The organism is Enterococcus pseudoavium NBRC 100491 (assembly GCF_001544295.1).
GTDB classification, from domain to species: Bacteria; Bacillota; Bacilli; order Lactobacillales; family Enterococcaceae; genus Enterococcus_A; species Enterococcus_A pseudoavium.
In genome coordinates this window covers 1-11,929 of the sequence record NZ_BCQF01000001.1, presented here as the reverse complement: position 1 = coordinate 11,929, position 11,929 = coordinate 1, and the positions used below count along the sequence as shown (strand labels likewise).

Here is an 11,929-nt window from a genome sequence, read left to right as displayed (position 1 = left end):
AAAATCTAGAATAAACTAGAGAATAGGTTTCTTTTTTTAGTTGTTGAATAAAAAAAATTAGAATAACTCTCACTTTTATTATAATTCAAGAAATTGTAGAGTCTAAAAGTTGTAAACGTTATCAAACGCTTATAAACTAAGTGTGTAAGTTACGAAAGCGCAAACAAAAATAAAGCTGCTGGCTTTTTAAGAGCAAAAAAATAACAACTTTAATTGCGCAATAATCAGTATGGAGGAGAATAGTTATGAGTTCAAAAGTTCTTGATCAATTTTTAGAAACGAACTTGGCAGATTTAAAAGAAAAGGGATTGTTCAATACAATCGATGTTTTGGAAGGAAGCAATGGGCCGATTATTACGGTAAATGGTCAAAAAATGGTCAACTTAGCTTCTAACAACTATCTAGGATTTGCAACACGACCTGAATTGATCGATGCTGATGTTGCTGCAACCAAACACTATGGTGCAGGTGCTGGAGCTGTTCGGACAATCAATGGAACTTTAGAAATTCACCAAAAATTAGAAGAAAAAATTGCTGAGTTCAAAGGAACTGAAGCGGCCATTGCTTTCCAATCTGGTTTTAACTGTAACATGGGTGCGATTTCAGCAGTTATGAAAAAAGGCGATGCGATTTTATCAGATGAATTAAACCATGCCTCAATTATTGATGGCTCTCGCTTATCAGGAGCAAAAATTATTCGGATCAAGCACCAAGATATGGAAGATTTAGAAGCAAAAGCAAAAGCTGCAACTGAAAGCGGCGAATACAACAAAGTAATGTACATCACAGACGGTGTCTTTTCAATGGACGGTGACGTTGCAAAAATTCCTGAAATCGTTGAAATTTGTGAAAAATACAATGTCATCACTTACGTGGATGATGCTCACGGAACTGGGGTTATGGGTGAAGGCCGCGGAACAGTCAAACATTTCCACATGCAAGATCATATTGACTTCCAAATGGGAACTTTATCAAAAGGAATCGGTGTTGTCGGCGGTTATGTTGCTGGGACTAAACAACTAATCACTTGGTTGAAATCACAAGCACGTCCATTCCTATTCTCAACATCACTAACACCAGGAGCTGCGGGTGCATGTATCGAAGCAATTGATTTAATTCAAACTCATCCTGAATACGTTGAAAAACTTTGGGAAAATGCGAACTACTTCAAATCAGAATTACAACGGATCGGCTATGATATTGGTCATTCAGAAACACCGATCACACCAGTAATCGTTGGCGATGAAAGATTAGCACAAGAATTTTCTAAGAAATTAATTGAAAACGGTGTCTATGTAAAACCAATCGTTTACCCAACTGTACCATTAGGAACAGGCCGTGTACGTAACATGCCTAACGCAGGACACACGAAAGAAATGTTAGACGATGCAATCAAAGTTTACGAAAAAGTTGGTAAGGAACTAGACATCATCAAATAAGCAGTCAAATTAAAATTTTAAATTTAACATAAAGAGAGAGGAAGTCACATTCATGAAAAAAGTATTAATTACAGGCGCATTAGGACAAATTGGTTCAGAATTAACAGAAAGATTACGCAAAGATCTAGGTGTTGAAAATGTTATTTCAACTGATATTCGCACAATCGAAGGTAGCCCAGTTGTTGAAAATGGTCAATTTGAAGAATTAGATGTTACGGACTATGACAGCTTTTTAGATATGGCAAAACGCTATGAAGTTGATACAATCATTCACTTAGCTGCTTTACTTTCGGCAACTGCTGAAAAACGTCCAGCTTTTGCTTGGAACTTAAACATGACTGGCTTGATGAATGCTTTAGAAGTCGCTCGTGAAATCGGACCAGAAACAAAATTCTTTGCCCCTTCTTCAATCGCTGCCTACGGACCAGATGCAGAACCTGATAACACACCACAAGATACAGTGATGCATCCAACGACTATGTATGGTGTAACTAAAGTTGCGGGTGAATTATTAGAAAACTACTATCATACTAAATATGGTGTCGATACTCGTTCCGTTCGTTTCCCAGGCTTGATCTCATATAAAGTAGAACCTGGTGGCGGTACAACAGATTATGCAGTTGACATTTATTACGAAGCATTGAAAAATAAATCTTACACTTCATTCATCGACAAAGGTACCTACATGGACATGATGTACATGGATGATGCAATTGAAGGAATTGTGAAATTAATGAACGCCGATGCTAGTCGTTTAGAGCACCGCAACTCATTCAATATCACAGCAATGGCCTTTGATCCAGAACAAATCGCAGCTTCAATTCGTCGTCGGATTCCAGAGTTTGAATTGAAATATGATGTTGATCCTGTTCGTCAAGGAATCGCAAATTCATGGCCTAACTCAATTGACGATAGTGATGCGCGCAAAGAATGGGACTTCCAACCAAGCTTTGACTTAGACAAAATGACTGATGAAATGTTAGAAAAATTATCAGCGAAATTTAAAGCAGAAGGTGTCGAAACTAAAATTTCTTTTGATAGCGTAAATTCTTAAAATTAAGGGCTTTCTTAATAGAGCATGAGGAGTAAATAAGAAAAAAGGAAATGTTAAAAATAACGTTTCCCTTTTTCTTTCCGAGTGTTAAAATAATTTTCGAGCAAATGATAGAAGTTATTAAATACTTGGTATAGTGCAATTTTTTGTTTTATTTCGTTTATGGAATAACTTCTGCTATTTGTTTTAAAAATCAAGTTAAGAAGTGAGCAAACAGCCGCTTCACAATTAAGGAGGAAAAACAATGGCAGTCGACCAAAAAGATGCCGTGGTTTCGCATGAAGGCGAATTAAAGCGGACAATGACATTTTTCCCAGCATTATCGACAGTAATGGGTACTGTAATCGGTGCGGGAGTATTCTTTAAAGCAGCTAGTGTTGCTGCAGTAACCGGATCAACGAGCTTACATATGCTATCTTGGTTCTTAGGGGGCTTAATCAGTGTCTGTGCGGGGCTGACTGGTGCAGAATTAGCAGCAGCAATTCCAGAAACAGGCGGGATGTTACGCTACATCGAACGAGCTTATGGTGAGTTTTGGAGTTTCTTACTAGGTTGGGCACAAGTAGTTATCTACTTCCCAGCAAACGTAGCCGCTTTAGCAATTATTTTTGCCACTCAGTTCAAGAACTTATTCGGTATGGGTGATGGAGCGATCATTCCGATTGCCATCATCGCAGCTACATCGATTATGTTGATCAACTTCCTAGGCTCAAAAGCCGGCGGAATGTTCCAATCAATCACTTTAGTATGTAAACTGGTTCCTTTAGCATTGATCGTTATCTTCGGGTTATTACGTCAAGGTGATGTATCGGTTAGCCTCTTCCCAGTTCAAGCAGGCCCAGCTGTGGGTGGATTTGCTCCAGCATTAGGTGCCGGTCTATTAGCAACAATGTTTGCTTATGATGGTTGGATCCACGTTGGGAATATCGCTGGAGAATTGAAAAACCCAGCACGTGATTTACCTCGTGCGATTGCCGGTGGGATCTTAGGGATCATGGTTGTTTACTTATTAGTTCAATTTGCTTTCTTGCGCACAATGGATATGTCTGCACTAGCAGGTAACGAAAATGCTGCAATGGATGTTGCTGGAAAAATCTTCGGCGGCATGGGTGGTAAATTAGTAACGATCGGGATCTTAATTTCGGTATACGGAACGATCAACGGATACACAATGACTGGTATGCGTCTTCCTTATACAATGGGTCTAGAAAAACAATTACCATTCTCTGACAAATTAGTTAAATTAAACAAAAACCAAATTCCTTATATCGCAGGTATCTTAGAATTAGTCATCGCCATCGCTATGATGATGATCGGCGGATTCGATATGTTGACAGATATGTTGGTCTTCGTTATTTGGATCTTCTACACATTAGTCTTTATCGCAGTTATCAAATTAAGAAAAACAGAACCAGATTTGGTTCGCCCTTACAAAGTGCCACTTTATCCAATCATTCCAATTATTGCCATCATCGGTGGGATCTTCATCTTAGTGATGACATTGATCAACCAATTCCAATTAGCAATGATCGGGATCTTGATTACACTACTAGGTATTCCATTCTATCTATACTTGAAGAAAAAATATAAATAATAAACGCAAAATGCACGAACCTCAAAAGTAGGTTCGTGCATTTTTTATCGTTCAGCTTGGGTTGTTTCGTAATATTCTAGGAAGAGCTCATGTAGTGTGGGGTGACTTTTTCTTAAATGGACTAGTCGATTTGTCTCGTAGGACATGAAGCAATGCTGACTCGTTCCCGTTGTGACCAATTTAGTGTCTTTATAAATACGATATTCAAAGTCCAAGCGGGTACCAGTGTATTTTGTAACGATCGGTTTAATCAGGACTTCATCGCCAAAACGAATCATTTCTTTGTATTCGCAGCTAACGCCTAAGACGGGGATCATGATACCGTCAGCTTCGATCTTTTCAAACGGCCAATCCATAAAGGTCAAAGCATCTACCCGGGCTTCTTCAAACCAACGGATGTAATTAGAGTGATGAATGATCCCCATTTTATCTGTTTCATAATAGAATGGCTTGCGTTTATAACCGGGATATTTTTCCATGGTTAGTTCCTTTCATCTACGTATTTTTTCATATAGCGAGGCAAAGCGTCACTAATTGATGTAGGTAAGACAACATAATTTTGTTCAGCTAATTCATCACCAATCAAGCTATGAAGATAGACGGCTGCTGCAATGGTCTCGATATTTTTTTCAAACTGAGCTAAGAAACCCGTAATGATTCCAGCCAGCGTATCACCGGTGCCGCCGGTAGCCATTCCGGGATTCCCGCGGGTATTTTGATAGCAAATTACGGCTTCATCGTAAATCGTTGTGCGATGACTTTTTAGTACAATCTTAGCGCCTAAGAGAGCTTGCTGAATGCGATTGTTCTCCTCGGTTTGCTCTGCAAAGTTTAGACCACTTAAGCGTTCCCACTCAGCTAAATGTGGCGTAAAAACCGTTTGCTCTGGAATCGTTAAGCCCAAGTTGTGCTCGCTGAACAGGGTAATAGCCGAACCGTCAATCACTAGCCACTGTCGCGTCTGTTGCATTTGTAATACTTTTTTTAAAAGAGCCAAGGCTTCTTGCTCCAGACCGAGGCCTGGGCCAATTAAGATCATATCAGCTTTTTCCAAAACAGAAGTGATTAGCTTTTCTTCGGAAAAACCAACAACCATTGCTTCAGGTAGGCGGGCATGTAAGGCACTATGATTTTTTTCTGCGGTGATGACCGTCGTCAGACCTGCGCCACTTTTGATGCAGGCTTCAGCACTCATGATAATGGCACCGCCATATTGCTGATTGCCGCCAATCAAAACGACTCGGCCAAAGGTCCCCTTATGAGAAATGGCTGGTCGTTTCGTGATGACTTTAGTTAAAATAGCTTCGCTTAATTTGATCATTTAGTCACCTGCTTTCACTCGATAATTTATTTTTAGCGCATTAATCAATTCTAATCGGCTACTATTTATTATGTGTTTTATTATAAGGGAAAGGTCGCAATCTGTCGTATGATTTATTAAAGAGTTTTCATTTTTATTCTAGTCCAGAGAATGCTATCATTAGAGTGGTTATAATTAAGGGAGGAATCTTTCAATGACAATCGATTTTAAAAAAGAAGTCGAAGCACGCAAAGAAGATCTATTAGCAGATCTATTCACTTTACTACGGATTAAAAGTGAACGTGAGGACGACAAAGCAACCAAAGAAGCACCATTCGGACCTGGACCGGTGGAAGCATTAGAAAAAATGCTTGAAATCGCAGAACGCGATGGCTTCACAACGAAAAACGTCGACAACTATGCCGGCCATTTTGATTATGGTGACGGCGATGAAACTTTAGGGATCTTTGGTCACTTAGATGTGGTACCTGCTGGTGATGGTTGGGATTCAGATCCTTACGAACCAGAAATTCGCGATGGAAAATTGTATGCGCGCGGTTCAAGCGATGACAAAGGCCCATCAGTAGCGGCTTATTATGCAGTAAAAATCATCAAAGAATTAGGTTTGCCAATTTCTAAAAAGATCCGTTTCGTCTTTGGTACGGACGAAGAAAGCGGCTGGGGAGATATGGATTACTACTTCGAACATGAAGAAAAACCTGATTTTGGTTTCTCACCCGATGCGTACTTCCCAATCATCAATGGGGAAAAAGGGAATGTTACGATGATCCCTCATTTCGATGGTACAAACGGAACGGCTTATGTTTTAGTGAATTTTGAAGCGGGACTACGTGAAAATATGGTTCCTGGTAATGCCGTGGCAGAAGTGAAAGTTGCCGATGCCGAAGCTACTGAAAAATTAGCGAAAGACTTCGCAGACTATGTAGAGAAAAATCCAGTCAGTGGTAAAGCTGAAGTCTCTGGCGATACGGTGACGTTACACCTAGACGGAAAAGCTGCTCATGGCGCATCTCCTCAATTAGGAACAAATGCGGGTACTTTCTTAGCCGTCTTCTTAAACAACTATGACTTCGAAAAAGGTGCGAAAGCCTTTATTGAAAACAGCGCAAACTACATCCATGAAGATGTTTATGGTAAAAAATTAGGTGTAGCCTTCAACAATGAAAAAATGGGTGAATTGACCATGAATGCTGGAATCTTCAGCTTTAAGGACGGTCAAGAAAACGATAACCGTATCACGTTGAATTTCCGTTATCCTAAAGGAACGACAAATGACGAAATCAAAGCCAAATTAGAAGAACTATTCGGCTCAGATGTGAAGGTGACAGAAGGCGCGCATCACATGCTTCCTCACTATGTACCAGCAGATGATCCATTGGTAGCGACTTTGCTAGATACCTTTGAAGAACATACAGGGATCAAAGGAGAAGAAAAAGTCATTGGCGGCGGCACATTTGGTCGTTTATTAGAACGCGGGGTTGCTTACGGTGCGCAATTCCCAGGTTTCGAAGATACGATGCACCAAGCCAACGAATATATGTCAGTAGAAGATATTTTAAATTCTGCAGTAATTTATGCAGATGCCATTTATCGTTTAGTAAAATAAGTTAATACCTAAAGGACCTCGGTTAAGTTGACGAGGTCTTTTTTGATTCTCTTTTTTTGTCCGCAGCTGTATTTAACATAAAAAAAGCGAATGCCCTCTGATCTCTGATCAGGCATTCGTTTTTTATGTTAGTCATTAATAACACGCTCAATACTTAGTACAGCACCGGTTTTAGCATCAGCTTTGAATTCATAGGCAACTAGATGGTCATCTTCTGTCCGAGTGATCCCACCAGAAAGGACATTCATCGTGATGGCGAACTTTTGCATATGCTCCGTTTCAAAAGAAATCCACGACCCTTCGATCGGTCCTTCCTTTAAAAAAGCTGCTTTGATTTGATTTAAGACCTTATCAGGGGACATCTTTTGTTGTTTTCGGTAGTAATGATTTGCCGCAATTCCCGCGGCTAATCCAATCGATGATCCAATCGCAAGCCCTTTGGCAAATTTCTTAACTTGATCCATAGTATCAACCTCCTTGTTTCTAGCAATTTTTTTTTTTAGTTGGCTACTCGTTAACTAGATAGTAGCTGAAGCGTCAACGAGGCAAGACAGCAAGTATAGAGTCCTGCTGTTTTCTGTTCAAACTTATTTTAACATAAAATAAGTAGGAGACTGGTATGAAACACTAGGAGTAAGCTTCTTTCTCAAAAAGATCGAAAAGTGTATAATCAAGGTAGTAAAAGAAAAGGTCGTGACGCAATGATTATTCCAAAAAGTATTGAAGAGTTAGCCGATTACGCTGAGAAAGGAAAAAATGTTTTCTTTTTTACAGCTGATTGGTGCGGAGACTGTAACTTCATCAAACCACAGATGCCAGAGATCGAGGCAGCATTTCCGCAATTTCAATTTATTCAAGTCGATCGTGACGAATACATCGACGTTGCGGCGGAATGGAATATCTTTGGAATCCCTAGTTTTGTCGTAGTGAATGAGGGCGAAGAATTAGGCCGATTGGTCAATAAAAATCGTAAGACAAAAGATGAAATTGCTGGCTTTTTGCAACGAGTAGAAGGGTAGGGATTAAAATGTTCACACAATCTTATAAAAATATTTTAGTTGGGATCGATGGTAGCGATCAAGCGATGGAAGCCTTCAAGAAAGCATTGGCTGTTGCTAAGCGGAATCAAGGAACTGTCTATGTCGCCAATGTGATTGATCATCAAATCTATACATTCATGAGTTACTCCCCATTAAATGAAAATATCATGGATCAATTAGCTGCAGATGCAAAAAATCTGATCAATGAGTGTAAAGCCTTTGGAAAAGAATTTGGCTACGAAAAAATTGAAGGAATCGTTGCCTATGGCTCTGCGAAAGAAGCGATGGCCAAGACGTTACCTAAAAAGTATGAAATTGATTTGATCATGGTAGGACAATCTGGCTTGAATGCGGTCGAACGCTTCATGACTGGAAGTGTTGCTAGTTATGTTATTAAAGAAGCCTTATGCGATGTTTTGATCGTTCATCCAAGTGCTGATTAAAAAGCTGGGGAACCAGCTTTTTATTTGGGTAAAAGGGATTTGTTCCGTTTATAAAATAGAAATGAAAAAAATCTCATGCAAAAGTCCTGCTAGATTTGTTAAGATACGAGGGGAATATGACTGGAGGTAAAAACGTGATTTTTGCGTATAATAAAGAGAATGTTGGCGATACGTTGATGGTAATCGTCAAAAACGATGAAAATAAAGAAAATAGAGCTGAACGAAAAGGTCCAGTAGCTCGGATTCAAACAATCGATGGAACAACTGTTGCCTGGAACTTTTTTAATGTTTCTGAGTACTTACCGATTCATGGTAACGGTCAAGTAGAGTTAACAGAAAAGGACGTTGAAGTTTTAAATAACCAATTAAAATTAGCTGGTTTTGAAGAACGTTTAGTAGCTGACTTGTCACCCAAATTTGTAGTTGGGTATGTGAAAACCTGTGTGGAGCACCCAGATTCAGATCATCTTCATATCACAGAGACTGAGGTCGATGGTGGTGCGACTTTACAAATTGTTTGCGGTGCAGCCAATATTGCCGCTGGACAGAAAGTTGTCGTTGCCAAACCTGGTGCGATGATGCCAGACGGACAAATGATTTGGCCCGGCAGCTTACGCGGTGTTGAAAGCTTTGGGATGATCTGTTCAGCGAAGGAATTAAATCTGCCAGATGCCCCAGAGAAAAAAGGTATTTTAGTGTTGGAAGAGACTGCAAAAATTGGTGGAAAATTTGAAGTAGGGCAATAAAAAAGGAGGGTGTGACAAAATCTTGTCACACCCTCCTTTTTATTAATTATTCCCTTGCTGAGTCGTTGATTTCAATGAATTGGAATCAATACTTAATTTGATTGAAACTGTTTCTTTCTTATCTTTACGATAGTAAGTTACTTTTACCGTGTCGCCGACTTTATGTTTGTACAATTCGGATTGTAATTCAACACCGGAAGCGACTTCCGTATCGTCGATCTTAGTAATCACATCATACTTTTTCAGACCGGCTTGGTCAGAAGGTGTGGATGCTTGAACATTTGCCACAACGACGCCCTGTGTCACTGAACTTGGAACTTTAATGATTTCACTCAGTTGCTCAGTGGATAAGTCTGAAAGGTTGACCATTGAAATTCCTAGGGCTGGGCGAATGACTTTACCGTCTTTTTCCAATTGGTTAATAACGTTGACAACATCATTACTTGGAATTGCAAAACCGATTCCTTCAACGCTGACATTCGATTCAGTCTGGACGATCTTGCTAGAATTGATCCCTACAACTTGACCGGCCATGTTGACTAATGGACCACCGGAATTCCCTGGGTTGATCGCCGCATCGGTTTGAATCGCGTTGATATTCACCGTTTGACCTTCGTCATTTTGATTGACGACTTGGCGATTCAAGGAAGAAATGATTCCTGAAGTTACTGAGTTAGCATATTGTGAACCTAAAGGTGAGCCTAAAGCAATCGCTGGTTCACCGACTTTCAAATTGCTAGAATCACCAAAAGTAGCGGGTTTGATGTCTGCTACTTTTTCAGAATCGACTTTTAGCACAGCCAAATCAGTATAAGGATCTGTGCCGACTAAGGAAGCTTTAACTTTTGAACCATCTTTCAAGAGAATTTCAAGACCGTCCTGTTTTTCAACAACGTGATTGTTGGTGACGATGTAGGCCGTATTTCCTTCCACTTTATAGATGACCCCTGAACCTTCGGAAGCTTCTTCTAATTGTCCACTGTTATCTTCAGACTGTTGCTCATCATTATTATCGCTGCCAAAAATATCAGAAAATCCGCCCAAACCGCTTTGTGATTGCTGTTTTTGCAAATTAATCACAGAGACAACTGCATTTTGAACTTTACTAGCTGCATCTGTAATATCAGAATTTACGTCAACTTTCATATTGCTGACCTCAGTATTCCCTGCACTCGGTGAACCGCTAGCATTTTGACTATTTGGTGCCAACAGCGAACCATTTGCTACATAAAAAATTCCAATCGTTAATACGGCGCCCAACACGCCACCTAATAAACTAATCCCAAATCGTCTAAAGAAGCCTGGTGACTTTTTGGGTGTTGGTGTAATATCTTTTCTTGTCATATTTCCTCCACCTCTACTAAGTTTTACATTATATTTTAAGTATAGTATCTTTTTGTAAGGTAAGTCTACTATACCGATTTGATTTTTTTATGAAAAAGTTTCGGAGGAATATGTAGAAAAATGATAAAAGTTAGTTTTCCACAAAATTAGTGGAAAACTAAGGGAAAAGTTTGTTAATTGGTTGAAGAAGCTTATCCACAGGGGTGTGTATAACGGGGATAAACAGCTGTAAACGTATGTTTGTATTTAATAATCCTGTAAAAACGGGAAAAACAGCGCAGGGATCTGTGGATAAGCCTGTGATTAGTGTGCATAAGTCCGTGGAAAAAGTAATTAGGAACAGGTTTATTAATTTCCTATCAGTGGACAAGTCAGAATAAAAAAATAGCTTGAGCCAATTTTTTGGTAAGATTAGCTGAAAATCAAAAGAAACAAAGGTGGAAGAATATGAATATCAAAATTATTTCTGTTGGTAAATTAAAAGAAAAATACCTTGTTCAAGGAATCAGTGAATACACGAAACGTTTATCCAAGTACTGTAAAATTTCGTTAGTGGAGGTTCCCGATGAGAAAGCGCCGGAAAAATTGAGTGAGGCCGAGATGCTGCAAGTCAAAGAAAAAGAAGGCGAACGAATACTTGCTAAAATTAAAGAGCAAGAATATGTCTTCGCGCTAGCCATCAATGGAAAAAATCCTAGCAGTGAAGAGTTCGCTACGACCCTAGATCAATTACAAACAAGTGGCAAAAGCCAGTTTGTTTTTGTGATTGGCGGTTCATTAGGTTTAAGTGATCAAGTCCTAAAACGCAGCAATGCCCAAATCTCGTTCGGTAAAATGACTTATCCACATCAATTAATGCGACTGATTTTAGTAGAGCAGATTTACCGCTCTTTCCGGATTAATGCAGGGGAACCGTATCATAAATGATGATATTTTTGAAAATTTAGTTGATAGGACAGGGATTCTAAAAGGGTGTTAGCTGGAGAATACAAATCTAATCAGACAGATAAATCGATTAAGATCAATCGAATGTCTGATCTGAACAAAGCTCGTAGAACGGAATTGACAGTGTATGCGGCAAGATTAGTCAACTCCATTCGCAGCGAATTTGTTTCAAATCATTGGATTGTGTCAGATGGGGCGATTAAATTTGCAGGGGATGTCGCAAATAATTATACATCTGATGGGTGGAAGATTAATCTTGGTCACTATGTTCCAGGAATCAATAAAGCTGCCGCAGTTAGTGGGCTGTATTCAACCGCTACAGCTAATATGTATGAGAATTTAACAGCGGGCTATACAGGAGTACTAGCGCCGAATAACTGGAATCTAAGTTTAGATG

13 protein-coding genes are annotated in these 11,929 nt (G+C 39.5%); 9 read left to right on the top strand and 4 right to left on the bottom strand.

What is annotated here, in order from left to right; all coding sequences use genetic code 11:
* The first annotated feature begins 245 nt into the window (after window positions 1-245).
* The 3 genes from EP1_RS00065 to EP1_RS00055 all read left to right on the top strand — a co-directional run bounded on the left by EP1_RS00065 (window position 246) and on the right by EP1_RS00055 (window position 4,087).
* The gene (locus EP1_RS00065) at window positions 246-1,439 is read left to right on the top strand and encodes a glycine C-acetyltransferase (RefSeq protein ID WP_067621611.1); all 1,194 of its coding nucleotides are present in this window, start codon (window positions 246-248) and stop codon (window positions 1,437-1,439) included.
* Window positions 1,440-1,491: 52 nt separating this feature from the next.
* Window positions 1,492-2,493, top strand: a complete 1,002-nt coding sequence (locus EP1_RS00060; protein WP_067621609.1) for an NAD-dependent epimerase/dehydratase family protein — start codon at window positions 1,492-1,494, stop codon at window positions 2,491-2,493.
* 244 nt (window positions 2,494-2,737) lie between these two features.
* The gene (locus tag EP1_RS00055) at window positions 2,738-4,087 is read left to right on the top strand and encodes an APC family permease (RefSeq protein WP_067621607.1); all 1,350 of its coding nucleotides are present in this window, start codon (window positions 2,738-2,740) and stop codon (window positions 4,085-4,087) included.
* Between the two features lie 44 nt (window positions 4,088-4,131).
* On the opposite strand, the gene EP1_RS00050 is transcribed toward EP1_RS00055, so the two are convergent.
* Both EP1_RS00050 and EP1_RS00045 read right to left on the bottom strand, forming a co-directional pair.
* Window positions 4,132-4,566: an acyl-CoA thioesterase gene (locus EP1_RS00050; RefSeq protein WP_067621605.1), complete on the bottom strand. Its 435-nt coding sequence runs from the start codon at window positions 4,564-4,566 to the stop codon at window positions 4,132-4,134.
* A gap of 2 nt (window positions 4,567-4,568) precedes the next feature.
* On the bottom strand, window positions 4,569-5,408 hold the full coding sequence (locus tag EP1_RS00045; protein ID WP_067621603.1) for an NAD(P)H-hydrate dehydratase: 840 nt from the start codon (window positions 5,406-5,408) through the stop codon (window positions 4,569-4,571).
* 193 nt (window positions 5,409-5,601) lie between these two features.
* On the opposite strand from EP1_RS00045, the gene pepV reads away from it, so the two are divergent.
* A complete protein-coding gene (pepV, locus tag EP1_RS00040; RefSeq protein WP_067621601.1) occupies window positions 5,602-7,014 on the top strand; it encodes a dipeptidase PepV in 1,413 nt (470 codons plus the stop codon).
* Between the two features lie 128 nt (window positions 7,015-7,142).
* Here the strand turns inward: pepV and EP1_RS00035 are convergent, their stop codons facing one another.
* Window positions 7,143-7,478 (bottom strand): PepSY domain-containing protein, encoded by a 336-nt coding sequence (locus tag EP1_RS00035; RefSeq protein ID WP_067621599.1) that lies wholly within the window; start codon window positions 7,476-7,478, stop codon window positions 7,143-7,145.
* Window positions 7,479-7,676: 198 nt separating this feature from the next.
* On the opposite strand from EP1_RS00035, the gene EP1_RS00030 reads away from it, so the two are divergent.
* From EP1_RS00030 to ytpR, 3 genes are all read left to right on the top strand, one after another.
* Window positions 7,677-8,033, top strand: a complete 357-nt coding sequence (locus tag EP1_RS00030; RefSeq protein WP_083507458.1) for a thioredoxin family protein — start codon at window positions 7,677-7,679, stop codon at window positions 8,031-8,033.
* An 8-nt stretch (window positions 8,034-8,041) separates the two neighbouring features.
* On the top strand, window positions 8,042-8,497 hold the full coding sequence (locus EP1_RS00025; protein WP_067621597.1) for a universal stress protein: 456 nt from the start codon (window positions 8,042-8,044) through the stop codon (window positions 8,495-8,497).
* Window positions 8,498-8,631: 134 nt separating this feature from the next.
* Window positions 8,632-9,243, top strand: coding sequence for a YtpR family tRNA-binding protein (gene ytpR, locus EP1_RS00020; RefSeq protein ID WP_067622014.1), 612 nt, complete (start codon window positions 8,632-8,634; stop codon window positions 9,241-9,243).
* A gap of 42 nt (window positions 9,244-9,285) precedes the next feature.
* Here the strand turns inward: ytpR and EP1_RS00015 are convergent, their stop codons facing one another.
* Window positions 9,286-10,587, bottom strand: a complete 1,302-nt coding sequence (locus tag EP1_RS00015; RefSeq protein ID WP_067621595.1) for a S1C family serine protease — start codon at window positions 10,585-10,587, stop codon at window positions 9,286-9,288.
* A 447-nt stretch (window positions 10,588-11,034) separates the two neighbouring features.
* Here EP1_RS00015 and rlmH point away from each other — a divergent pair, with 447 nt between their 5' ends.
* On the top strand, window positions 11,035-11,514 hold the full coding sequence (rlmH, locus tag EP1_RS00010; RefSeq protein WP_067621592.1) for a 23S rRNA (pseudouridine(1915)-N(3))-methyltransferase RlmH: 480 nt from the start codon (window positions 11,035-11,037) through the stop codon (window positions 11,512-11,514).
* Between the two features lie 45 nt (window positions 11,515-11,559).
* Window positions 11,560-11,929 (top strand): SEC10/PgrA surface exclusion domain-containing protein (locus tag EP1_RS00005; protein ID WP_157065563.1); only part of this gene is annotated, 370 nt, incomplete at its 3' end.